The sequence below is a fragment of the Sandaracinobacter sp. genome (assembly GCF_041909755.1).
Classification (GTDB): Bacteria; Pseudomonadota; Alphaproteobacteria; order Sphingomonadales; family Sphingomonadaceae; genus Sandaracinobacteroides.
The window spans coordinates 1-22,514 of sequence record NZ_JAYRCW010000010.1; the positions used below are offsets into that span (position 1 = coordinate 1).

The window sequence follows — 22,514 nt, forward strand, 5'->3', positions numbered from 1 at the left end:
GCGCATGCTCGGCCTGAAGCCGCTCGACCGCCATGATGCAGAGCCGACGGCCGGCGAACGCGGGCAGGTGGTGCATGACATCCTCGAACGCTGGCTCAGCGAAGGCCGCCCCGGCCCGGCGCGGCGGCTGGAGCTGGTGGACGAATTGCTCGCCGGGCTGGGCGAACGCCCCGATCTCGCCGCACTGTGGCGCCCCCGCGTGATCCGCATGGTGGATTGGGTGGTGGAACGGCTGGAAGAGGATGGCGCAGCAGGCTGGACCCCCGCCGCCTGGGAAGCGCAAGGCACGCTCGAATGGCGCGGCGTCACCCTGAAGGGCCGGGCAGACCGCATCGACAGCAACGGCCATGCGCTCCGCATCCTCGATTACAAGACCGGCACGCTCCCCACCATCGGTGAGGTCGAGAGCCTCTACCAGACGCAGCTGGCCCTCCTCGCCGCGATTGCAGCCGGCGGCGGTCTGGGCGTCAGCGGGGATCTGCCGGTCGGGCGTCTCGACTATCTGAAGCTGTCCGGCGGCATCGATCCGGGCAAGGAACAGCCCGCGCTCGGCAAGAAGGCCGGGTCGGACGCGCTCGAAACCCATCTGTCCGCCGCGTTCGAGGATTTCACCCGGCTGGTCGAAGGCTGGCTGCTGGGCGACCGCCCGTTCCGCGCCAAGCAGCACATGGTCTATGGCCGTCGCTTCCGCGATTTCGATCATCTGGCCCGCGTCGCGGAATGGCTCGGCCGTTGAGCGCCGCACCCCCGCCCGACGCGCAGCCACGCACCCCGCCGCAGCGGCTGGCGGCCGATCCGGCCCGGCATGTCTGGGTCGCGGCCTCGGCCGGCACCGGCAAGACCCATGTGCTGACAGACCGCATCCTGCGCCTCATGCTCGACGGCAGCCCGCCAGACCGCATCCTCGCGCTCACCTTCACCAAGGCAGCCGCCGCCGAAATGCAGAACCGTCTGGTAAAGCGGATGGGCGACTGGCTCGGATACACCGATGCCCGGCTCGATGCCGAACTGGCGGCGATGGGCGTCGCACCCTCCGCCCCGCTGCGTGCCCGCGCCCGCGCCCTGTTCGCAGAGGCGCTGGATGTGCCCGGCGGCCTGAAGGTGCAGACGCTGCACGCCTTCGCGCAAGGCCTGCTCGCGGCCTTCCCGCTGGAGGCGGGCCTCCCGCCCGGCTTCCGCGCCCTGGACGAGCGCGACGCCCGGCAGCTGCGCCGCCAGGCCCTTTCGGAAGCGATTGCGGACGCGCAGGCGACAGGCGATGCCGCCTATCTCGATGATCTCGCCCAGCTGTCCATCCTGAAGGGGGAGGGCGGCGTGATGCAGGCGCTGGATGCGATGATCGCCCAGTCCGATTCCCTGCTCCGCTTCACCGACGTCCGGGGCGCGGAAACCGCCGTCCGGGCCTGGCTCGGCGTCGAGGAAGGCGAACAACCCGGCGACCGCCTGCGCCAGGGCCTGGCCCCCGGCCGGTTCGACGAGGGGAACGCCCGCGCCTTCGCCGCCGGGATGGCGGCCTGGAACACCCCCACCGGCCATGCATCGGCCGCCACCGTCCAGGCCTGGCTTTCGCAGGACGCCGATGGCCGGGCCGACACATTCGTCACCCTCTGTGCCCAGGTTCTGAGGCCCGACGGCAGCACCAAGCCGCACGCCACGCCCCTGAAGAAGCAGCCGCAGCTTCGCGCCGTCATCGACGCCCTCGCAGACCAGCTGCGGGCGCTGCTCGATCACGACCGCCGGCTTGCCACGGCCGAAATCGCCGCCCGCGCGCTGCGCGCGGGCCATCGCGTTGTCGCGCGCTACGTCCGGCTGAAGCGCGCCGCGCTCGCCATCGATTACGACGACATGATCGCCCGCACCGTCGATCTCCTGGGGCCGACGGGCATGCCGTCCTATGTCGGCTGGAAGCTCGACAGCCGCTTCGATCATGTGCTCGTCGATGAAGCGCAGGACACCAACGACCGGCAGTGGGCGATCATCGGCCGGCTGGTAGAGGATTATTTCGACAGCAGCGCAGGCCGCCAACGCACCCTGTTCGTCGTGGGTGATCACAAGCAGGCGATCTACGGCTTCCAGGGCACCCGTCCGGAGGTGTTCGAAGGCTGGCGCAAGTCGCTGTCGCCCGTGGCCGCCGCTGCCGGGCGCCCCATCGAAGGGGTCGATCTCGATCTCAGCTTCCGCTCCGGCCCGGCCGTGCTGGATGTGGTGAACGGCTTCCTTGCCCGCGAAGGGCCGGCCGCCCTCGGCATGGAACAGTCTCCCCCGCCGCATGTCCCGCACCGCGCCGATGCGCCGGGCGAAGTGGTGCTGTGGCCCGCGATCACGCCAGAGGGCGACGAAGAGGATGCCGCCGCCGGCCCGGACGAGGGCGACACACCCGAAGACGGCGCCGAAGCCGCCGACCGGGCGATGGCGAAATGGCTTGCCGACCGGATCGCCGGCTGGCTGAAGCCGGATGGCGCCGAAAGGCTTTGGCTGCCCGCGAAGGGCCGCTGGGCGCTGGCGGGCGATGTGCTGATCCTGCTCAGGAAGCGCAGCTGGCTGATGGGCGCCCTCGTCGCAGAGCTGCACGAGCGGCAGGTGCCCGTGGCCGGGGTGGACCGGCTGCTGCTGACGGAACCGCTGGCCGTCCTCGATTGCCTTGCGGTGATGCGCTTCGCCGTCCAGCCAGAGGATGATCTGACGCTCGCAACGCTTCTTGTCTCGCCCTTCCTGGGCTGGTCGCACGAGGAGGTGCGGGCGCTGGGCGGCGGGCGGCCCGGCCTCTGGGCCGCGCTCGGCCGGGTGTCGTCCGGCGGCGGGCGCGCGGCAGAGGCGCGGGACTGGCTCGGTGCGGTGCTGGCGATGGCGGACATGGCCGGCCCGGCGCGCTTTCTCGATCTGCTGCTGTCCGGTCAGCTTGGCGGGCGTCGCCGCCTCGTCGCCCGGCTGGGCGCGCAGGCGAATGACCCGATCGACGAGCTGCTCCAGCAGGCGCTCGCCTATGAACAGGCGAACCCGCCCGCGCTCGCGGGCTTCCTCGCCTGGATCGAGGCCGAGGGCTCCGATGTGAAGCGCGATGCAGAGGCCGCGGCGGATCAGGTCCGGCTGATGACGATCCACGGCTCCAAGGGGCTGGAAGCGCCCGTCGTGGTGCTGGCGGATGCCGCCCACCAGCGCCGCCGCCGGAACGACGGCCATGTCCGCATCGGTCACCACGGGCTCAGCCTGCCGCTGTTCCACCCGAAGAAGCAGGACAGCCCGGCCGCCGTCGTCGCCGCGCTCGATGCGATCGAAGTGCGCGAGCAGCAGGAGGATCTTCGCCTGCTCTATGTGGGCCTCACGCGGGCGGCGGATCATCTGTTCATCGGCGGCGCGGTCAGCGGCAAGCATCTGGACAAGATCGCGGATGGCTCGCGCGATTGCTGGCACGTCCGGCTCGCCCCCGTGCTGGAATCGCTGCCCGGCGTGGAGCGGATCGAAACCGCCCATGGCGGGATGCTGCGCCATCGCGCCGGCCGCTGGGTGCCGCCGGTGGCGGGCGGTGGGTCGCTGTCACCCGATCCGGCGCAGCAAAAGCTTCACGACGTGCTGACCAGCGCTGCCCCGCCGCCGCCGCGTCCGTCGCGCCCGGTCACGCCGTCCGGCCTCCCCGAGCCGCCACCCGAAGGCCCGGCGGCAGAGGCGATGCGCGCCGCCGCGCAGCGCGGCAGCTGGATCCACAGCCTGTTCGAACGGCTGCCCGCCGTTCCGCCCGACGCGCGCGAGGCGCAGGCGCTCGCCTGGCTCGGGCGGCAGGGCGCGGGCGCGCAGGCATCCGCCATCGCGGCGCAGGTGCTGGCGGTGATGGCGGATCCCGCGCACGAGGCCCTGTTCGGCCCGCAATCGCTGGCGGAAGCTCCCGTCGCCGGGCTGGTGGAGGGGCAGGCCATCGCGGGCATCGTGGACAGGCTGCTGGTGGAATCGGATCGTGTGCTGGTCGTCGATTTCAAGACCGGCCTGTCCGTGCCTGGCAGTTTCGCCGCCGCCTCCGTCGCGCACCGGCGGCAGATGGCGGCCTATCGTGCCGTGCTGGCGCAGGCCTTCCCCGGCCGGCGCGTCGATGTGGCGCTGCTCTACACCTCAGGCCCCAAGTTCCTCTTGGGCACGGCCAAGGATATGGAGGGGCTGTTGCCGCTTGATTGAAGGCGCGGCTCGGCTATCTCGGATGCAAAGGAGACTGTGCCGATGGCGACCGTGAAGGTGACAGACGCCTCGTTCGAGGACGAAGTGCTGAAAAGCGAAACCCCCGTGCTGGTGGATTTCTGGGCGGAATGGTGCGGCCCCTGCCGCATGATCGGCCCCGCGCTGGAGGAAATCTCCGACGAACTGGATGGCCGCGTGAAGGTGGTGAAGGTGAACATCGACGACGAACCCGAATGGGCGTCGAAATACAATGTCCGCTCGATCCCCACGCTGCTGGTGTTCAAGGGCGGCGAAAAGGTCGCCGAACAGCTGGGCGCTGCGCCCAAGTCGGCGCTGAAGGGCTGGATCGAAGGCAGCCTCTGAACCGGCCTTTGGGCTGAATCCCCGTCAGGCGGGGCGGATGATCTGCCCCAGCCTCGGGAAATGCACCGCGACCGCCCCGGTTTCGGGGTGGTCGCGCAGCAGCGTGATGCGCCGGTCCGTCAGCACCGCCAGCCGGCCCGCCGTCGGCGCGTCGTTGCTGCCTTCCTGCGACACCAGCACCTCCTGCCCCGCCTCGAACCCGGAACCCGGCGAAACGACGCCGCGCACCGTGGGCTCCGCCGCGCGCGCAACGGCGATGGCACCTTCCGCGTCCATCGGCACCGGCCGCCCGTGGCCGATGTCCGCCACCCGCTGCGCCCAGGCGCCCAGGTGCGGCCGGTCTGCCACGATGGGGGAAAGATCCCCGCCGAAGCGCGCCTTCTGGAACCACAGCAGCTGATAGTGCGCCAGGTCTCCATGGCCGGGGGCGTCCCCGCCCAAAAAGGCGCGCCCGTCCGACAAGGCCATGTCCAGGTTCGCCAGATGCGCTTCGAACTGGGCGGCCAGGTGCGGGGCCATCGCCCGGAAGGCGGCCGGCTTCATTCCGAAACGGGCCTCCCGGTCGGCCCAGAATTCCTCCATCCCCTCTGTCGGCAGCGCGCCCATCGCGGCCCCCACCGCCCAGAAGAACACCGGCCCCTGCGCCAGCTGCGCCAGCAGCCGGTGGCCCTGCCCGGCGGGCGCCGGAAACAGCGTGGGGTCGGGGTGCAGCGTTTCCAGCGCGTCGATCGCGGCGGCCGTGTCGCAGAAGATGTCGGCCCCGTTCTGCAGCACCGGCACCCGCACATAGCCCCCCGTCAGCACCGCCAGCCGCGGCTTCGGGCAGATCACGGGCGGCTCGACAGAGCCATAGCCAAGGCCCTTCAGGCCCATCGCAAGCCGCAGCACCTCGGCCCAGGGCGACGTCGGATAATGATGCAGGATCAGGCTGGTCATGGCGTCCATCATGCCCTTCGCTGGGGGCGGCGATCAGCTGCCGGAAGGGTCAGCTGCGATAATCCGCGTTGATCGAAATGTAGCCGTGGGTCAGGTCCGAGGTCCACACCGTCGCGCGGCCGTCGCCGATCCCCAGGTTCACCGCGATGTCGATGTCCTGCCCCTGCAGATGGGCGGCCACCGGCGCCTCGTCATAGCCCGGCACCACCATCCCGTTCGCGGCCACTTCCACGCCGCCAAAGCGGATGGAGAGGCGGTCGCGCTCCGCCGGCTCCCCGGCCTTGCCCACCGCCATCACCACCCGGCCCCAGTTGGCGTCGCCGCCCGCGATCGCCGTCTTCACCAGCGGCGAGTTCGCGATGCTCAGGCCGATCCTGTGCGCGCTGTCGTCCGAAACCGCGCCCGTAACGCGGATCTCCACGAACCGCGTCGCCCCTTCGCCGTCGCGCACCACCAGCTGCGCCAGCTCGCGGCACAGGTCGTGGAGGGCGGCGGCGAAGGCATCCGCGCCCGGCGCATCCGCGCTCTCCAGCAGGGGATGCCCCGCCCTGCCGGTCGCAAACGCCAGCACCGTGTCAGAGGTGGAGGTGTCGCCGTCGACGGTGATGCAGGAAAAGCTGCGCCGGTTCGCCGCCTCCAGCATCGTCTGAAGCAACGGCGCGGCAACGGCCGCATCCGTCACGATGAAGCCCAGCATGGTCGCCATGTCCGGCGCGATCATGCCTGATCCCTTGATGAAGCCCACCAGCGTCACCTTCACGCCCCCCACCATCGCCTCGCGGACGGCGGCCTTGGGAAAGGTGTCGGTGGTGCCGATGGCGGTCGTCACGTCCAGCCAGCCGGCGGTGCCCAGCGCGGCAAAGGCGGCGTGCACGCCTGCCACCGCCTTCTCCACGGGCAGCGGCACGCCGATCACCCCGGTGGAGGCCGCGAACACCTCCGCCGGCTCGCAGCCCAGCAGGTTCGCGGCTTCGGCAACCTGCCGCGCGCAGGCCTCGGCCCCCTTCGCACCCGTGAAGGCGTTGGAATTGCCCGCATTCACCACCAGCCCGCGCGCCGCGCCCCAGGTCAGGTGGCGGCGGCACAGCTCCACCTCGGGCGACGGGCATTTCGATCGCGTCGTCACCCCGGCCACGCTGGTACCCGCATCAAAGGCCAGCAGCGTCACATCCGGCCGCGTCCAGGGCTTGTACCCGGCCGTCGCCACGCCACGGCGCACGCCGGCGATTTCGGGAAGCTCGGGAAAGGGCGTGGCAAGCGGTGAAATGGTCATGGCCTGCGCTTAGCGGCCCCGCGCCCCGCGCGCGAGTCCCGCCGCGCGCGCCGTCACGAAAGTTCCCGAAAACGGTCACCTGTCCGCAACCGCCGCCCGCCATCAGGCCCCCACCTCAACAGGGAGATTTCCATGCGCCTGATGTTCACCGCCCTCCTTCTCGCCGCCACCCCGGCCGTCGCCGCCCCGGCCGTGATCCAGCCCGCCGCGGTCGCCGCCAGCTCCACCTTCTGGACGTACAACGCCCAGAACCTCATCAACGGTTCCGGCCTGTCCGGCGGCCTGCACGATGGCAACTACAATAACCACTGGATGACAGAAACGACCGGCGAGCCCGCCTGGCTCGTCTTCGATCTGGGCAAGGTCACCCGCCTCGCCGACATCCGCATCTGGACCTACAATGTCGATTTCGGCATGGGCTACAGCCTCGTGCGAGGCGCGAAGGACTTCACGGTTTCGCTCTCCACCGACGGCGTCACATTCGCCCCCGCCACCCAGGGCACGCTGGCCAAGGGCACCGGCCTTCCGCTGCCCGCGCAGGTCTATGCCCTGTCCGGCGATGCCCGCTATGTCCGCCTCGATCTCCTCAACAACCATGGCGACCAGTGGCAGTGGACCGGGCTTGGCGAGGTCCGGATCGGCGCCGTGCCCGAAGCCGCCACCTGGGCGATGATGATCATGGGCTTCGGCCTCGTCGGCACAGCCATGCGCCGCCGCCGCCAGATGGCGGCCTGATCGCAGGGCCCATTGCGGCGATCAGAGGGCGGGTCTGCCATGCCGGCAGGCCCGCCTCTTTCATGGCCGACACACGAAAGGCGACCCCGCGCAATTGACGCTCACCGGGCCCATACCTATTTGGCGCAGCAACAGGCAGCGGCCACAGGCCGTCTGCGCCCCATATGTGAAGGCATTCCATGCTTGGCTTGAACAAGGTCGCCAAGGCCATCTTCGGATCGTCGAACGACCGCTATGTGAAGTCGCTTCAATCGACCGTCCGCCAGATCAACGCGCTGGAACCCAAATATGAGGCGATGACGGACGCCGAGCTGCAGGATCAGACCCGCATCTTCCGCGACCGCCTCGCCGGCGGCGAAAAGCTGGACAGCCTCCTTCCCGAAGCCTTCGCCACCGTGCGCGAGGCGTCGAAGCGCGTGCTCGGCATGCGCCATTTCGACGTGCAGATGATCGGCGGCATGGTGCTGCACCGGGGCGAAATCGCCGAGATGCGCACGGGCGAGGGCAAGACGCTCGTCGCCACGCTCGCCACCTATCTGAACGCGCTGCCGGGCAAGGGCGTCCATGTCGTCACCGTGAACGACTATCTCGCCAGGCGCGACGCCGAATGGATGGGCCAGCTCTACAAATGGCTGGGCCTCAGCGTGGGGGTGATCGTGCCCAACATGCACGATGTCGAGCGCCGGATGAGCTACGCCGCCGACATCACCTATGGCACCAACAACGAATTCGGCTTCGATTACCTGCGCGACAACATGAAATATGATCGCTCGCAGATGGTGCAGCGGGCCTTCAACCACGCCATCGTCGACGAGGTGGACTCGATCCTGATCGACGAGGCGCGAACCCCGCTCATCATTTCCGGCCCCACGGACGACAAGACCGACCTCTATCTGGCGGTCGACCTGATCGTGAAGACCTTCCAGCCCGACCATTACGAGAAGGACGAGAAGGGCAAGTCGATCATCCTCACCGAGGACGGCACCGAATTCGCCGAACGCGCGCTGGAGGCCGCCGGCCACCTGCATGGCGAAAACCTCTATGATTTCGAGAATACGCAGGTCGTCCACCACCTGAACCAGGCCCTTCGCGCCGTTCACATGTTCCGCCGCGACACGGATTACATCGTCCGCGACGGCAAGGTGGTCATCATCGATGAATTCACTGGCCGCATGATGGATGGCCGCCGCTGGTCCGATGGCCTGCACCAGGCGGTCGAGGCGAAGGAAGGGGTGGAAATCCAGCCCGAGAACCAGACGCTCGCCTCCATCACCTTCCAGAATTACTTCCGCCTCTATCCCAAGCTGTCGGGGATGACGGGCACGGCCGCGACGGAAGCGCCCGAATTCTACGACATCTACAAGCTGAACGTGGTGGAAATTCCCACCAACCTGCCGGTGAAGCGGCAGGACGATCAGGACGAGTTCTACAAGAACGAGGCCGACAAGTTCGCCGCCATCGTGAAGACGATCGGCGAAAAGGCAAAGATCGGCCAGCCCGTCCTCGTCGGCACCGTCTCCATCGAGAAGTCGGAGAAGCTGTCGGAATATCTCACCGCCGAAGGCGTCCGCCACTCGGTGCTGAACGCGCGCTACCATGAACAGGAAGCGCATATCGTGGCGCAGGCGGGCCGGCTGGGCGCCGTCACCATCGCCACCAACATGGCCGGGCGCGGCACCGACATCAAGCTGGGCGGGAACGAGGAGTTCCGCATCGAGGACGAGCTGTCGCAGGTGCCCGAAGGGCCCGAGCGCAGCGCCGCGATCGAGCGGATCAAGGCCGAAGTCTCCGCCGAGCGCGAACGGGTGCGCGAAGCCGGCGGCCTGTTCGTGCTGGGCACGGAACGCCACGAAAGCCGCCGGATCGACAACCAGCTGCGCGGCCGCTCCGGCCGGCAGGGCGATCCGGGCCTCAGCCGCTTCTACCTCAGCCTCGACGATGATCTGCTGCGCATCTTCGGGCAGCAGAACATGCTGACGCGGGTGATGAATTCGGGCCTCGACGATGGGGAGGCAATCGTCCACCCCTGGATCTCGAAAGCCATCGAGACCGCGCAGAAGAAGGTCGAGGCGCGGAACTACGACATCCGCAAGCAGCTCCTCCAGTATGACGACGTCATGAACGACCAGCGCAAGGTCGTCTATGAACAGCGCGCCGACATCATGGACGCCGAAAAGGTGTCCGATGTGGTGGAGGAATTCCGCCGCGACACCGTGGCCGACATCGTGGAGCGCCACTGCCCCGAAGGCACCTACCCCGAACAATGGGATGTGGAGGGCCTCAAGGTCGATGTCACCAACCAGCTGAACCTCGATGTCGATCTCGACGCCTGGGTGAAGGAACAGTCCGTCGACCAGGAGCTGTTCATCGAGCGGCTGCAGACCCAGCTCGATGAAAGGATGGCCGCCAAGCAGGTGGGCATCCCCGAGGAAAACTGGCTGCAGGTGGAAAAGCAGATCCTGCTGCAAAGCCTCGACCACTATTGGAAAGAGCATCTGGCGACGCTCGATGCCCTCCGGCAGGTCGTCCATCTGCGCGCCTATGCCCAGAAGCAGCCGCTGAACGAATACAAGGCCGAGGCCTTCGCCCTGTTCGAACGCATGCTGAAGAATGTCCGCGAGGATGTGACCCGCACGCTGGCGTTTGCCGAGTTCCGCATGCCGGAACCGATGGAGATGCCCGACCTGCCCGATTTCCTGAAGCTGGACGGCGGCGCCGACCTGCCCGGCGGCGGCCTGCCGTCGGATCAGGGCGCATCCATGGGCTTCACCGGCTATGGCGAAACCAATGTGTTCGCCATGGGCGACGCCCTCTCGACGGACGAGGTGGAAGCCGCGCAGTCGGTCGCCCACCTGTTCGGCCCGGATTTCGTCGCCGAGGATCCGGAAAGCTGGCAGCGCACCGTCGCCCGCAACACGCTGTGCCCCTGCGGATCAGGCCGGAAGTTCAAGCATTGTCATGGTCTTGCTGCCTGAAGGCAGCAAGATTGCTGATTTTTTGAGGCCCTCAGATGCTGGGCGGCGGGCATCCGCCCGCCTTGGCTTTCCTCGCACTGGCTCGGGCGCGCGGTCGCGCTTGCGGCGGCTTCGCCACCGGTCCCTTAGTCCCTCAAACACCGGACGGCGGGCATCCGCCTGCCTTGGCTCCGGCGCACTTGCGTCGGCGCGCAGTCGCGCTTGCGGGGGCTTCGCCGCCGGGTCTTTCAGGTTCGTCCGGCCCTCACCGCCCGCGCAGCGCGCCCAGCAGAACGGCGCCCCATCCCAACACCATCAGCGTGCCGCCGACGGGCGCTACCATGCCCAGCCAGCGCGGCCCGCCCAGCCCCATCACCTGAAGCGCACCGGCGAACAGCAGCGCCCCCACCGCCAGCAGCCAGGGCGCCACGCGCCATCCGGGCCGCCACGCCAGCAACGCCAGCACGGCGGCCGCATGCGGCAGCTGGAACTGGGCCGCTGTCGCGATCCAGGCCTTTGCTTGCGGATCGGCAATGGCATGCGCCCCGAACGCCCCCAGCCCCACCGCCAGAAGCCCGTTCAATGCCGCCAATGCCGTCAGCCACCGTGCCATGCCGCCAGTTAGCCGGGCAGGCCGGAAAAGGAAAAGGGCCTCCGGCGGGAAGGTGCGTGACGCCCCTTCACCCCCCCCCGATCGCCCGCTTCGCGCCGTCCCCATCCTCTCCCAACCAGTCCTGCGCGGCGAGGGTGACGGAGCCCATTGTCGCCGGTTCGAGAAGGAACTTGGCGCTGCTTGGCTGGTGTCCACCACATCACGCCATTTCGGGTAGGGACGGGGTGAAAGGGACAGGCTCGGTCATCGCGGCATCCTCTCGGCTGACATGGCCGGAAAGATAACCGATCTGGCTGGCCACAGGACAGCGCTGTCCTATTGCTGCAAATTCGCTACTCGGTAAATTTAACGGCGAATCGGCGCCACAAAATTTGGGGGGCAAGGGATGGTGACGCCAGCAGATTTTATGATCAGTCAAGAATTTGAGTTGGTGACTGAGTTCCTTCGAGCTAATCCGGACAGAACTCCGAAAAAATTTCTTCTTCAAGAAGCGTTGGATGAGAGGAAGCTAATCGACCTGGCTACACAAATGGTGAATGGTCGAAGGGTCAGGCAGCCTTCCTTTGCTCAAACCGTGTCAGATCCTGCGGTTTCGATCGTTGTCGGGCTCAGGTATGGAGTTCATGCGAATGAATTGATGTCCGTCGAGGCGCATCACAAGATGGCGATGGCTGCTGAGAATGTGATCGGCCCACTTTTAGAGGCGTATGTCGCCCAACAGATGGGGCCGCAAGGCTGGATTTGGTGTAGCGGGGACGTCGTTAAGGCCATCGATTTTCTTAAGAAAAACGACGATGGAATCTGGATTGCGCTACAAATAAAGAACCGAGACAATTCAGAGAACAGCTCATCGGCGAGAGTTAGAGATGGCACAGATATCAAAAAGTGGTACAGAACAAAGTCTAGAACTGGGCAGACAAACTGGGAGAAGTTTCCCGATAAAGGTACCATCGGCATCCTGAATGAAGAAGGATTTATTAGTTTTATAGAATCTGTTGTAGAAAGGGATTTATAACTCGACCTACAAAAAGCGAGGTTGTGCCAATTTTTTTGAATTGGATATCGCCCCTAGACTGGAATTTACTGAATTCCAACTTACATGGTCGCAATTTCTATATCTAGAATACTTGAAGTCCTTCGGAGGAATTTGTGAAACTCCTGCTATGTGCTGACAAATTAGCCTTCCCACTGCGGCGCCGAGGCCGACGGGAACTGCATTCCCTACTTGGCGGTACTGGTCAGTTAGGCTGCCGCATATTTCCCATTCATCTGGAAACTGCTGGACTCGCTTGTACTCCTCAATGGAGAGGGGCCTATCAAGCTCTGGATGGCATATGTCCGTTGCGGGCATGGACGGTGAAGTAACCAGCGTACATGCGGGCTTGTCCCAGTCTAGGCGACGGTAAAAGCCCGTCTTTCCGCCTCCCGAATAGAAGGATTTTCCCATGGCTTCTTTCTGAAGATCAGTGGGCAAATGCTTCCAGTATTGTCCCGACCTAAGAAACCTATAATATTTTAATCGGGACTCAGGGAAGTTGGAACTCGTGCATGTTTTTATACCTTGAACCGCTTCCCTAAACGTCTTCCATTTTGGCAGTCCAAATTCACCGTTCTCAGAGTGTGTTGGCATAAGGAAGGGAAGTGATTTTCCATCACGACTGGCAATTAAAATAACACGTTCTCGAACTTGAGGAACGCCGAAGTTGGCAGAATTATATAGGTTGAACGAAACCCCGTATCCCTGACGTTCAATGGTCTCTAGAACATGCCTTAACGCGCCGCCAGATCGTTCATCATTGGATGGTTTCCAGCCTTTACTACGCTCGGAGTGCGGAGTGTGGCTGAGAGGCGCAGACAATAGTCCCCTAACGTTTTCTATCACGATAAAGCGCGGCTTGAGAGCAAGTGCCAAGTCGATGTAATCAAGAAAAACGTTTCCGCGTGAATCTTGGAAGCTGCGACGGGCCCCTGCAGTCGAAAACGCTTGGCAAGGAGGGCCACCAACAATCAGATCAATGTTTTCCGACGGGTGCAAGCCTGCCGCTTCCCGCACAGTTTCAACGGTGCATGATGATACGTCCGAAATCAGCGGCAGTGAAGGGCGATTGTAACGAATTGTGGCCTGTGTCGCGCGATCCACTTCGCATGCCAAAAGGCATTCGCCGCCAGCTTCCTCCAAACCCAGATCGAGTCCCATGGCTCCTGAAAAGAAGGATAGGAATCTGAAGGCAGGTTCCCTCTGGGTCATGCGACGTCCCCTAGTGTGCGCTTTCGGTGTTGAGAACAAAACGTATACATTGTCAGAGTGCAGGACAACCCTCGAGAGCGCGTCTGCATCAATATATTGTGGATATGCCGGTCACACCCCTCTCACTGCCACCATCTGCTGGCTCTCTGTCCAGCTACCCAACTCGTGCTCGCGCATCCATCCGCCTCCAGTCGTGATTTGCCGAAAGGCATCGACCGCGCGTTGAGAATGTTCGGTGGTCAGCAATATGCTGTTCCCCTTGGTGATGGCGGCGTAGTCTTCTACTGCCCACGAGTGGAGGAATGCCTCGATGCACAGGATCTCGCCGTTGGGTTCTTCCAGTTCGAACAGAACATGCTCGGGAATGCGCATGGTGCGGTAGCCGAGGACGAGCATGGCAGACGCTTCCTCCAAGCGAACGGCGATTTCAGCTGCGGTGAGGTGGCCGGGCAAGATGGCTTGGGTTTGCAGGCTCATGGAACAATCTCCTTGAGCCCGACCATGTCGGGTCGGTGGAGCCGTTGCCAGAGACGATGGAACCGTTCCGGATCTGAAACTGTGCGGGTCAAGGGCCTGCGGGGCCCTTGCGGGGTCTAGGGGGCAGCGCCCCTTGCTGCTCTAGCCCGCCGCCGGCTTCCGCAGCGCCCAGGCCGCCAGCGCCGGGAACAGGGCATAGGCGAACAGCGCCGTCGGGGCGAGGGCGGTGATGCTCTCGGCCGGGGGGAAGGCCGTCCGGCTCACCACCTGCACCAGCAGCATGAAGGCGCTCAGCCCCCAGGCCGCCCGTGCCCGGCTGGGCACGGCGCGGGCAAACCACCAGGTCGCCGCTGCCAGCAGGCCGATCTCCAGCGGCCAGGCGATCCAAGGCCGGTACCACAGGCCCAGCCCCAGCGGCTCGGTCCCCGGCGCCAGCGGCAGGTCGGGCCGGTGGACCAGCCAGTCGATCGGCCAGTGGGACAGCACGACCAGCCCCGAAATCAGCCCCCAGGCCCATTTCCGCCCGGCGGGCGCCGCCAGCGACAGCAGCGCGCCGAACAGGATGGCGTGCCCGGCGCTTCCCAGCAGGCTGTGGGTCCAGGGGGCATCCAGCGCGAAGGGCAGGGCGGCCGGCGCCGCAGGGTCGTTCGGCGCCCGCTCCCAGCCGGGGAAAACCGCCAGGAAGAACAGGATGTCCACGAACTGCGCCGCCACGAACAGGATCCACGCCGGCGGCGAATCCTTGCGCGCCGCCGCCGCGATTGCCGGTGCATAATGGCCGATGAACATGTGCCGCGTCCTCCCGCCGCCAACCTGCCCGAAATCGGCGAAGGGGCAAGCCGCTTTCGCCCCCGTCGATTCCGGATGGGCGGATTCCCAATGTGGAGAGGTGGCGAAGCCGCCGCCGCCGCCGCAAAGGGTCTGCAAGGCTGGAAGGAGAGGGAAGATGGCGCTCGTTGAAACGGACATTGCCGACGGGGTGGCGGTCGTCACGCTGAACCGGCCGGAAGCGATGAATGCCCTGTCCAAGGCGCTGCGCGCCGAACTCGCCGCGGTGATGGTTGAGATGGACCGGCGCGAGGATGTGCGCGCCGTGGTGCTGACAGGCGCCGGCACCCGCGCCTTCACCGCCGGGCTCGACCTGAAGGAACTCGGCTCCGACGCGACCGCCATGGGCGACGCCACGGGCGAAACGCCGCAGGCCAATCCGGTGAAGGCCATCGAACAGTGCCGCAAGCCCGTGATCGGCGCGATCAACGGCGTCGCGATCACCGGCGGCTTCGAGGTGGCGCTGGCCTGCGACGTGCTGATCGCATCGGAAAATGCCCGTTTTGCCGACACCCATGCCCGCGTCGGCATCATGCCGGGCTGGGGGCTTTCGCAGAAACTCAGCCGCCTCATCGGCCTCTACCGGGCCAAGGAACTCAGCCTGTCGGGCAATTTCCTCGACGCCGCCACCGCGGAACGCTGGGGGCTGGTGAACCGCGTCGTCCCGGCAGACCAGCTGCTGCCGGCGGCTCGGAAGCTCGCCGCCGACATGGCGACGATCGAGCCAGGCTTCTCGGCCGCCTACAAGAAACTGATCGACGACGGGTTCGCCGCCAGCTTCCAGGATGGGATGGCGCTGGAACATGCCCGCTCCAGTGCGGCAAACGGCAGCGTCACCCCCGGCGAGGTTGCGAAGCGCCGCGAAGCCGTGCAGGCAAGGGGCAGGCAACAATAAAGGGGTTGAACGGATGAAGGCCATTGTCCTGGTGGCGGCCGCCGCGCTGATCGCGGCGCCGGCTGCGGCGGAAACCGTGCTGATCACCGCCGAGCGCATGGTGGATGTACTGACGGGCCGCACCGTCGAGAAGCCGGCCATCCTGGTGGAGGACGGCCGCATCCGGCAGATCGGCACCCAGGGCACGCTCACCATCACCGACGGCAAGCGGATCGACCTTCCCGGCCTCACGCTGGTGCCCGGCTTCATCGACATGCACGTCCACCTCACGGGCGATCCCCGCATCAGCCCGATGGACAGCCTCCTGAAGTCCGACAGCTACTGGCCGGTGCTGGGTGCGGTGCAGGCGCGCAAGATGCTGGACACCGGCTTCACTACGGTCCGCAACGTCGGCTCGGGCAATTTCGACGACATCGCCATCAAGCAGGCCATCGACGACGGCTGGGTGACGGGCCCGCGAATCGTGCCGGCGGGCTATGCGCTGGGCGCCACCGGCGGCCATTGCGACGAAACCTTCTTCCCCCCCAGCTTCGAACGCACCAGCCGGGGCGTGGCCGACGGCGTCGATGCCCTGCGCGCCAAGGTGCGCGAGATCCGCAAATATGGGGCAGAGGTGATCAAGGTCTGTGCGACCGGCGGCGTGTTCAGCCGCAACACCGAACCGGGCCAGCAGCAGCTTCGCGAAGAGGAGCTGAAGGCGATTGCGGATGAAGCCCATATGTGGGGCGTGAAGGTGGCGGCGCACGCCCATGGCACTTCGGGCATCAAGGCCGCCATCCGCGCCGGGATCGACACCATCGAACATGCCAGCCTGATCGACGACGAGGGCATCAAGCTGGCGAAGGAACGCGGCGCCTTCCTTTCGATGGACATCTACAACACCGATTACACCCAGTCCGAAGGCAAGAAGAATGGCGTGCTGGAGGACAATCTGCGCAAGGACCGCGAAGTCGCCGACGTGCAGCGCGAAGGCTTCCGCAGGGCGAACGCCGCCGGGGTCCGGATGGTGTTCGGCTCCGATGCCGGCGTGATGCCGCACGACATGGCGGTGAACCAGTTCGCAGTGATGACCCGCTTCGGGATGACGCCGCTGCAGGCGCTTCGCGCCGCCACCAGCACGGCCGCCGAAGCGCTGGGCCGCGAAAAGGATGTGGGCGCGATCGCCGTCGGCCGCTTTGCAGACATGGTCGCCGTGTCGGGCGACCCGCTCGCCAGCGTCGACCCGCTGCTGGGCGCAAAGGCGGTCGTGAAGGGCGGCGTGCTGGTGACGGACCGCCGCTAGTCCTTGGGCTGCCGGCTGGCGGTATCGAACAGCTCCTGCTCGATGGCGTGCGTCTCCTCCAGACGGCGCCATTCCCGCTGGATCAGATGGTCGATCTTTTCGTGCAGAAGGCGGATTTCCAGTTCGGCCTTCAGGTTCACCTGATAATCCGATCTGGCCCGCGCCCGGTCACGATCTTCCTGCCGCTTCTGGCTCATCATGATGATCGGCGCCTGCACCGCCGCCAGCGTGGACAGCATCAGGTTCAGCAGGATGAAGGGAAAGGGATCGAAGGCCGCCGATCCCCGGATCGCGTTCCACAGCATCCAGAGGCCGAGGAAGACGGAGAAGGACATAATGAAGGTCCAGCTCCCCCCGAACGACGCCAGCCCGTCCGACGCCCGCTCGGCAATGGTGCGGGTCGCCTGGTCGTCGGCGTCGGGGTTATCGGTGATGATGTCCTGCGAGGCGATCGATTTCACGATCTCCTCGTCCAGCTTTGACAGGGCGCCGCGTTCCCGCCGCAGCATCTGCGCCACATAGCGGCTGCGATAAACGTTTGCCGTCGCCTGGCTGATCAGCGCGTCGTCGGGCAGGCCCGGATGATCGCTGCGGATCAGATGGACGAGCGATGGCCGAAGCGCGCACAGCGCCACCATTTCGTGCTGCGGATGCTCGGTGCCCGCGATTGCGTCGCGGCCGGTCGCGGGGGGCTTGTCTTGCCGTTTCATGCCGCCGATATTGCCCCAGCCCGGCCCATGCTGCCAAGCAAGCAGCCGATGACCCCGCTGTTGACCTTTTCGGGAAGCGGGGATAAGGGCGGCGCTCGCTTCCGGGGGGGCTGCGGTTCAGCCGCTGCCCTTGAGGACGCGAGACATGATACGACAGGCCGAGCCGCGCGGCGAGCAGCCCCATGGGGTTGCTCGCGCTTATGCCGTGGATTTCCGTTTGGAAGACATGGGCGGGTCTGGGCTGGAGTAGGCCATGTTCCATGGTGGAACCGGGCCGAACAGAGAAAGACGTTCTGCGAATGCCCACGATTAACCAGTTGATTCGCAAGGGCCGCGAGCCGCAGAAGGCGCGCAACAAGGTCCCCGCGATGGAAGCCTGCCCGCAAAAGCGCGGCGTGTGCACCCGGGTCTACACGACGACCCCGAAGAAGCCGAACTCGGCTCTGCGGAAGGTCGCTAAGATCCGTCTCACCAACGGCTTCGAAGTCATCGGCTACATCCCCGGTGAAGGCCACAACCTTCAGGAACACTCGGTGGTTCTGATTCGCGGCGGCCGCGTGAAGGATTTGCCCGGCGTGCGCTACCACGTGCTCCGCGGCGTCCTCGATACGCAGGGCGTCAAGAACCGCAAGCAATCGCGCTCGAAGTACGGCGCGAAGCGTCCGAAGTAAGCTGGGGAGACCAGGAACATGTCACGTCGTCGTCGCCCCGAGAAGCGCGAAATCCTGCCCGATCCCCGTTTCGGTGATCAGGTGCTCACCAAATTCATGAACCTCGTGATGTACGAGGGGAAGAAGTCCGTCGCGGAAAACATCGTCTATTCGGCGCTGGACACCGTGGAACAGCGCGCCAAGCGCGATCCGATCGGCGTCTTCCACGATGCGCTCGCCAATGTGCGTCCGCTCGTCGAAGTGCGGTCCCGCCGGGTTGGCGGCGCCACCTATCAGGTGCCCGTCGAAGTCCGTGCCGAACGCGCCCAGGCGCTGGCCATCCGCTGGCTGATCGCTTCCGCGCGCAACCGCCCGGAAAAGACCATGTCGGCCCGCCTGTCGGCTGAACTGATGGAGGCCGCCAACAACCGTGGCGCCGCCGTCAAGAAGCGCGAAGACACGCACAAGATGGCGGAAGCCAACCGCGCCTTCTCGCACTACCGCTGGTAGTTCAAAACCTAGTTACCGGAGCACACCATGCCTCGCTCTCACCCGCTTGAGAAGTATCGCAACATCGGCATCATGGCACACATCGATGCCGGCAAGACGACCACGACCGAGCGGATTCTCTATTACACCGGAAAGTCCTACAAGATCGGGGAAGTGCATGAAGGCACGGCCACGATGGACTGGATGGAGCAGGAGCAGGAGCGGGGCATCACCATCACGTCCGCCGCGACGACCTGCTTCTGGAACGACCACCGCATCAACATCATCGACACGCCCGGCCACGTCGACTTCACCATTGAAGTGGAACGTTCGCTGCGCGTGCTCGACGGTGCGATCACCTGCTTCGACGGCGTCGCTGGCGTGGAGCCGCAATCGGAAACGGTGTGGCGCCAGGCCGACAAGTATCGCGTGCCGCGCATGTGCTTCGTGAACAAGCTCGACCGCACCGGTGCGAATTTCGACCGCTGCGTGCAGATGATCAAGGATCGCCTGGGCGCCCGCCCGGCTGTCCTCTATCTGCCCATCGGCCTCGAGGGCGATTTCAAGGGTCTCGTCGATCTCGTCGAGAACCGCGCCATCATCTGGCTCGAGGAATCGCTGGGCGCGAAGTTCGAATATCAGCCCATCCCGGCTGAGTATGCGGATGCGGTCGCGGCTGCCCGCGCCGAGCTGATCGAGATCGCCGTCGAACAGGACGACGCGGCGATGGAAGCCTATCTGGAAGGCACCGAGCCCGACACCGCGACGCTGAAGGCGCTGATCCGCAAGGGCACGCTGGCGTTCGACTTCGTGCCGGTGCTGTGCGGATCGGCATTCAAGAACAAGGGCGTGCAGCCCCTGCTCGACGCCGTCATCGACTATCTGCCGAGCCCGCTGGACATTCCGGCCGTTCAGGGCGTGAAGCCCGGTACGGAAGAGGAAGACACCCGCGAGGCGAGCGACGACGAGCCGTTCAGCGCGCTGGCGTTCAAGATCATGAGCGACCCGTTCGTCGGTTCGCTGACCTTCGCGCGCATCTATTCCGGCAAGCTGGAGACCGGCACCTCGGTGCTGAACTCGGTGAAGGACAAGCGCGAGAAGATCGGCCGCATGCTGCTGATGCATGCCAACAACCGGGAAGACATCAAGGAAGCCTATGCCGGCGACATCGTCGCGCTGGTCGGCCTCAAGGAAACGACCACGGGCGACACGCTCTGCGCGCCGCTGAAGCCGATCATCCTCGAGCGCATGGAATTCCCCGAGCCCGTCATCGAGGTGGCCGTGGAGCCCAAGACCAAGGCCGACCAGGAAAAGATGGGCATCGCCCTGAACCGCCTGGCGCAGGAAGACCCGAGCTTCCGCGTGACGTCGGACATCGAATCCGGCCAGACGATCATCAAGGGGATGGGCGAACTCCACCTCGAGATCCTCGTCGACCGCATGAAGCGCGAGTTCAAGGTGGAAGCCAATGTCGGTGCGCCGCAGGTGGCCTACCGGGAATCGCTGGCGCGCAAGGTCGACATCGACTTCACGCACAAGAAGCAGTCGGGCGGCACCGGCCAGTTCGGCCGGGTGAAGATGGTCGTCGAGCCGGGCGAGCGCGGCACGGGTATCCTCTTCGTCGACGAAGTGAAGGGCGGGAACGTTCCGAAGGAATATATCCCGGCCGTCGAAAAGGGCATCCGCGAAGTGGCCGCCTCCGGCGCACTGATCGGTTTCCCGATCATCGACTTCAAGGTGACGCTGTATGACGGCGCCTACCACGACGTCGACTCGTCGGCGCTGGCGTTCGAAATCACCGGTCGCGGCGCCATGCGCGAAGCTGCCAGCAAGTCGGGCATCAAGCTGCTTGAGCCGATGATGAAGGTGGAAGTGGTGACGCCCGAGGACTTCATGGGCGATTGCATCGGCGACCTGAACAGCCGCCGGGGCCAGATCCAGGGCACGGACAGCCGGGGCAATGCCCAGGTGATCGAAGCCATGGTGCCGCTGGCGAACATGTTCGGATATGTGAACCAGCTCCGCTCCATGACCCAGGGGCGCGCGCAGTACACGATGCAGTTCAGCCACTATGAAGAAGTGCCTTCGAACGTGGCCGAAGAAGTGAAGGCGAAGCTGGGCTGAGCCCGGATTCATCAACAGACAAACGATTGAGGAAAAGAGGAAACCCAAATGGCGAAGGCGAAGTTTGAGCGGAACAAGCCGCACTGCAACATCGGCACCATCGGTCACGTCGACCATGGCAAGACCTCGCTGACGGCTGCCATCACCAAGGTGCTGGCGGAAACCGGCGGCGCCACCTTCACGGCCTATGATCAGATCGACAAGGCCCCGGAAGAGCGCGAGCGCGGCATCACCATCTCGACGGCGCACGTCGAGTATGAAACCGCCGACCGGCACTATGCCCACGTCGACTGCCCCGGCCACGCCGACTATGTGAAGAACATGATCACCGGCGCCGCGCAGATGGACGGCGCGATCCTCGTCGTCTCCGCGACGGACGGCCCGATGCCGCAGACCCGCGAGCACATCCTGCTGGCGAAGCAGGTCGGCGTGCCGGCGCTCGTGGTGTTCATGAACAAGGTCGACCAGGTGGACGACGAGGAAATCCTCGAGCTCGTCGAACTGGAAATCCGCGAACTGCTCTCGAAGTACGACTTCCCGGGCGACGACATTCCGATCATCAAGGGTTCGGCCCTGATGGCGCTGGAAGACAAGAAGCCGGAAATCGGCCGCGATGCCGTGCTGAAGCTGATGGCGGCTGTCGACAGCTACATCCCGCAGCCGGAGCGTCCGCTGGACAAGCCGTTCCTGATGCCGATCGAAGACGTGTTCTCGATCTCGGGCCGCGGCACCGTGGTGACCGGCCGTGTCGAAACCGGCATCGTGAAGGTTGGCGAAGAAGTCGAGATCGTCGGCATCAAGGACACCGTGAAGACGGTCGTCACCGGCGTCGAAATGTTCCGCAAGCTGCTCGATCAGGGCCAGGCCGGCGACAACATCGGCGCCCTGCTGCGCGGCACGAAGCGTGAAGACGTCGAGCGCGGCCAGGTGCTGTGCAAGCCCGGCTCCATCACGCCGCACACGGAGTTCAAGGCCGAAGTCTACGTCCTGTCGAAGGACGAAGGCGGCCGTCACACCCCGTTCTTCGCGAACTACCGTCCGCAGTTCTACTTCCGCACGACCGACGTCACCGGAACCGTGGAACTGCCGGAAGGCACCGAGATGGTCATGCCGGGCGACAACGTCACCCTCGGCGTGAAGCTGATCGCTCCGATCGCCATGGACCAGGGCCTGCGTTTCGCCATCCGCGAAGGTGGCCGGACCGTCGGCGCAGGGGTTGTCGCGTCGATCATTAAGTAATATAGGGCTGCCTCCCGCCCGGCCGGTGATTCGTCGCTGGCTGGGCGGGATTGCTTTTGGCGGGATGCCGGGTTCCGGTTGAACGCCGCGAAGCAGAGCTGTTTGGACTGTCGATCCTGGTTTGAAACGGTGGAGTTGATCCCTCGCTGAGGGATGCGCCGCCGGAACGAGAAGAGTTGGGAATATGGAAACGCAGAATATCCGCATCCGCCTGAAGGCCTTCGATCACCGCGTGCTTGATGCCGCGACCGGAGAGATCGCCGACACCGCCAAGCGCACGGGTGCCGATGTCCGCGGCCCGATCCCCCTTCCGACCCGGATCGAGAAGTTCACGGTGAACCGCTCGCCGCACGTCGACAAGAAGTCGCGCGAGCAGTTCGAAGTCCGCACCTACAAGCGGCTTCTCGATATCGTGAAGCCGACGCCGCAGACGGTCGATGCGCTGATGAAGCTGGACCTGGCGGCTGGTGTGGATGTGGAGATCAAGCTTCAGGGCTGATGTCTGCATTGTAGCCAAGCCCACCGGCGTTTTTC

General features: G+C 65.4%; 20 protein-coding genes. 13 read left to right on the forward strand and 7 right to left on the reverse strand.

The annotated features are described in order from the left end of the window. The 3 genes from ACE3O8_RS02705 to trxA form a co-directional block, all read left to right on the forward strand. The coding region (locus ACE3O8_RS02705; protein WP_374386519.1) for a RecB family exonuclease at positions 1-736 on the forward strand (736 nt) is incomplete at its 5' end. Beyond that, complete coding sequence (gene addA, locus ACE3O8_RS02710) at positions 733-4,164, forward strand: double-strand break repair helicase AddA (RefSeq protein WP_374386521.1); 3,432 nt, start codon at positions 733-735, stop codon at positions 4,162-4,164. The genes ACE3O8_RS02705 and addA, both read left to right, overlap by 4 nt. A 42-nt stretch (positions 4,165-4,206) precedes the next feature. After that, positions 4,207-4,527, forward strand: a complete 321-nt coding sequence (gene trxA, locus ACE3O8_RS02715; RefSeq protein WP_374386523.1) for a thioredoxin — start codon at positions 4,207-4,209, stop codon at positions 4,525-4,527. A 24-nt stretch (positions 4,528-4,551) separates the two neighbouring features. Here the strand turns inward: trxA and ACE3O8_RS02720 are convergent, their stop codons facing one another. Both ACE3O8_RS02720 and argJ read right to left on the reverse strand, forming a co-directional pair. Further along, entirely contained in the window at positions 4,552-5,472 is a 921-nt protein-coding gene (locus ACE3O8_RS02720) for a glutathione S-transferase family protein (RefSeq protein ID WP_374386525.1), read from the reverse strand. A gap of 40 nt (positions 5,473-5,512) precedes the next feature. After that, positions 5,513-6,736, reverse strand: a complete 1,224-nt coding sequence (argJ, locus tag ACE3O8_RS02725; protein WP_374386527.1) for a bifunctional glutamate N-acetyltransferase/amino-acid acetyltransferase ArgJ — start codon at positions 6,734-6,736, stop codon at positions 5,513-5,515. 132 nt (positions 6,737-6,868) lie between these two features. Here argJ and ACE3O8_RS02730 point away from each other — a divergent pair, with 132 nt between their 5' ends. Together ACE3O8_RS02730 and secA are read left to right on the forward strand one after the other, a co-directional pair. Beyond that, entirely contained in the window at positions 6,869-7,471 is a 603-nt protein-coding gene (locus ACE3O8_RS02730; protein ID WP_374386529.1) for a PEPxxWA-CTERM sorting domain-containing protein, read from the forward strand. A gap of 179 nt (positions 7,472-7,650) precedes the next feature. Further along, positions 7,651-10,446 (forward strand): preprotein translocase subunit SecA, encoded by a 2,796-nt coding sequence (secA, locus tag ACE3O8_RS02735; protein WP_374386531.1) that lies wholly within the window; start codon positions 7,651-7,653, stop codon positions 10,444-10,446. A 244-nt stretch (positions 10,447-10,690) separates the two neighbouring features. Here the strand turns inward: secA and ACE3O8_RS02740 are convergent, their stop codons facing one another. Then, positions 10,691-11,038, reverse strand: a complete 348-nt coding sequence (locus tag ACE3O8_RS02740) for a DUF423 domain-containing protein (RefSeq protein ID WP_374386533.1) — start codon at positions 11,036-11,038, stop codon at positions 10,691-10,693. Between the two features lie 385 nt (positions 11,039-11,423). On the opposite strand from ACE3O8_RS02740, the gene ACE3O8_RS02745 reads away from it, so the two are divergent. Next, the gene (locus tag ACE3O8_RS02745) at positions 11,424-12,053 is read left to right on the forward strand and encodes a SinI family restriction endonuclease (RefSeq protein WP_374386535.1); all 630 of its coding nucleotides are present in this window, start codon (positions 11,424-11,426) and stop codon (positions 12,051-12,053) included. A gap of 6 nt (positions 12,054-12,059) precedes the next feature. Here ACE3O8_RS02745 and ACE3O8_RS02750 read toward each other — a convergent pair whose 3' ends face one another. The 3 genes from ACE3O8_RS02750 to ACE3O8_RS02760 form a co-directional block, all read right to left on the reverse strand. Beyond that, on the reverse strand, positions 12,060-13,286 hold the full coding sequence (locus ACE3O8_RS02750; RefSeq protein WP_374386537.1) for a DNA cytosine methyltransferase: 1,227 nt from the start codon (positions 13,284-13,286) through the stop codon (positions 12,060-12,062). Positions 13,287-13,397: 111 nt separating this feature from the next. Continuing rightward, positions 13,398-13,763 carry a hypothetical protein gene (locus ACE3O8_RS02755; RefSeq protein ID WP_374386539.1) on the reverse strand — a complete coding sequence of 122 codons (366 nt, stop codon included), beginning with the start codon at positions 13,761-13,763 and terminating at the stop codon, positions 13,398-13,400. A 141-nt stretch (positions 13,764-13,904) separates the two neighbouring features. Further along, the gene (locus ACE3O8_RS02760) at positions 13,905-14,690 is read right to left on the reverse strand and encodes a hypothetical protein (protein ID WP_374386541.1); all 786 of its coding nucleotides are present in this window, start codon (positions 14,688-14,690) and stop codon (positions 13,905-13,907) included. A 19-nt stretch (positions 14,691-14,709) separates the two neighbouring features. Here ACE3O8_RS02760 and ACE3O8_RS02765 point away from each other — a divergent pair, with 19 nt between their 5' ends. Together ACE3O8_RS02765 and ACE3O8_RS02770 are read left to right on the forward strand one after the other, a co-directional pair. After that, entirely contained in the window at positions 14,710-15,486 is a 777-nt protein-coding gene (locus ACE3O8_RS02765) for an enoyl-CoA hydratase (RefSeq protein ID WP_374386543.1), read from the forward strand. Between the two features lie 13 nt (positions 15,487-15,499). Then, positions 15,500-16,768, forward strand: coding sequence for an amidohydrolase family protein (locus ACE3O8_RS02770; RefSeq protein ID WP_374386545.1), 1,269 nt, complete (start codon positions 15,500-15,502; stop codon positions 16,766-16,768). Here the strand turns inward: ACE3O8_RS02770 and ACE3O8_RS02775 are convergent. Then, positions 16,765-17,478, reverse strand: coding sequence for a DUF1003 domain-containing protein (locus ACE3O8_RS02775; RefSeq protein WP_374386547.1), 714 nt, complete (start codon positions 17,476-17,478; stop codon positions 16,765-16,767). The genes ACE3O8_RS02770 and ACE3O8_RS02775 overlap by 4 nt on opposite strands. A gap of 299 nt (positions 17,479-17,777) precedes the next feature. Between ACE3O8_RS02775 and rpsL the strand changes: the two genes are divergently transcribed. From rpsL to rpsJ, 5 genes are all read left to right on the forward strand, one after another. Further along, positions 17,778-18,149, forward strand: a complete 372-nt coding sequence (gene rpsL, locus ACE3O8_RS02780; RefSeq protein ID WP_152577498.1) for a 30S ribosomal protein S12 — start codon at positions 17,778-17,780, stop codon at positions 18,147-18,149. An 18-nt stretch (positions 18,150-18,167) separates the two neighbouring features. Further along, positions 18,168-18,638 (forward strand): 30S ribosomal protein S7, encoded by a 471-nt coding sequence (gene rpsG, locus ACE3O8_RS02785; protein ID WP_374386550.1) that lies wholly within the window; start codon positions 18,168-18,170, stop codon positions 18,636-18,638. A gap of 27 nt (positions 18,639-18,665) precedes the next feature. Next, positions 18,666-20,741, forward strand: a complete 2,076-nt coding sequence (gene fusA / locus ACE3O8_RS02790) for an elongation factor G (protein ID WP_374386552.1) — start codon at positions 18,666-18,668, stop codon at positions 20,739-20,741. 48 nt (positions 20,742-20,789) lie between these two features. After that, positions 20,790-21,980: an elongation factor Tu gene (gene tuf, locus ACE3O8_RS02795; protein WP_374386554.1), complete on the forward strand. Its 1,191-nt coding sequence runs from the start codon at positions 20,790-20,792 to the stop codon at positions 21,978-21,980. A 184-nt stretch (positions 21,981-22,164) separates the two neighbouring features. Then, a complete protein-coding gene (gene rpsJ, locus ACE3O8_RS02800) occupies positions 22,165-22,479 on the forward strand; it encodes a 30S ribosomal protein S10 (protein ID WP_140927701.1) in 315 nt (104 codons plus the stop codon). Positions 22,480-22,514: the final 35 nt, after the last annotated feature.

Excerpts from the sequence above, each read along its gene's own strand:
- trxA (WP_374386523.1), top strand. The coding sequence starts at position 4,207 with ATGGCGACCGTGAAGGTGACAGACGCCTCGTTCGAGGACGAAGTGCTG.
- ACE3O8_RS02720 (WP_374386525.1), bottom strand. The coding sequence starts at position 5,472 with ATGGACGCCATGACCAGCCTGATCCTGCATCATTATCCGACGTCGCCC.
- argJ (WP_374386527.1), bottom strand. The coding sequence starts at position 6,736 with ATGACCATTTCACCGCTTGCCACGCCCTTTCCCGAGCTTCCCGAAATC.
- ACE3O8_RS02730 (WP_374386529.1), top strand. The coding sequence starts at position 6,869 with ATGCGCCTGATGTTCACCGCCCTCCTTCTCGCCGCCACCCCGGCCGTC.
- secA (WP_374386531.1), top strand. The coding sequence starts at position 7,651 with ATGCTTGGCTTGAACAAGGTCGCCAAGGCCATCTTCGGATCGTCGAAC.
- ACE3O8_RS02740 (WP_374386533.1), bottom strand. The coding sequence starts at position 11,038 with ATGGCACGGTGGCTGACGGCATTGGCGGCATTGAACGGGCTTCTGGCG.
- ACE3O8_RS02745 (WP_374386535.1), top strand. The coding sequence starts at position 11,424 with ATGGTGACGCCAGCAGATTTTATGATCAGTCAAGAATTTGAGTTGGTG.
- ACE3O8_RS02750 (WP_374386537.1), bottom strand. The coding sequence starts at position 13,286 with ATGACCCAGAGGGAACCTGCCTTCAGATTCCTATCCTTCTTTTCAGGA.
- ACE3O8_RS02755 (WP_374386539.1), bottom strand. The coding sequence starts at position 13,763 with ATGAGCCTGCAAACCCAAGCCATCTTGCCCGGCCACCTCACCGCAGCT.
- ACE3O8_RS02765 (WP_374386543.1), top strand. The coding sequence starts at position 14,710 with ATGGCGCTCGTTGAAACGGACATTGCCGACGGGGTGGCGGTCGTCACG.
- ACE3O8_RS02770 (WP_374386545.1), top strand. The coding sequence starts at position 15,500 with ATGAAGGCCATTGTCCTGGTGGCGGCCGCCGCGCTGATCGCGGCGCCG.
- ACE3O8_RS02775 (WP_374386547.1), bottom strand. The coding sequence starts at position 17,478 with ATGAAACGGCAAGACAAGCCCCCCGCGACCGGCCGCGACGCAATCGCG.
- rpsL (WP_152577498.1), top strand. The coding sequence starts at position 17,778 with ATGCCCACGATTAACCAGTTGATTCGCAAGGGCCGCGAGCCGCAGAAG.
- rpsG (WP_374386550.1), top strand. The coding sequence starts at position 18,168 with ATGTCACGTCGTCGTCGCCCCGAGAAGCGCGAAATCCTGCCCGATCCC.
- fusA (WP_374386552.1), top strand. The coding sequence starts at position 18,666 with ATGCCTCGCTCTCACCCGCTTGAGAAGTATCGCAACATCGGCATCATG.
- tuf (WP_374386554.1), top strand. The coding sequence starts at position 20,790 with ATGGCGAAGGCGAAGTTTGAGCGGAACAAGCCGCACTGCAACATCGGC.
- rpsJ (WP_140927701.1), top strand. The coding sequence starts at position 22,165 with ATGGAAACGCAGAATATCCGCATCCGCCTGAAGGCCTTCGATCACCGC.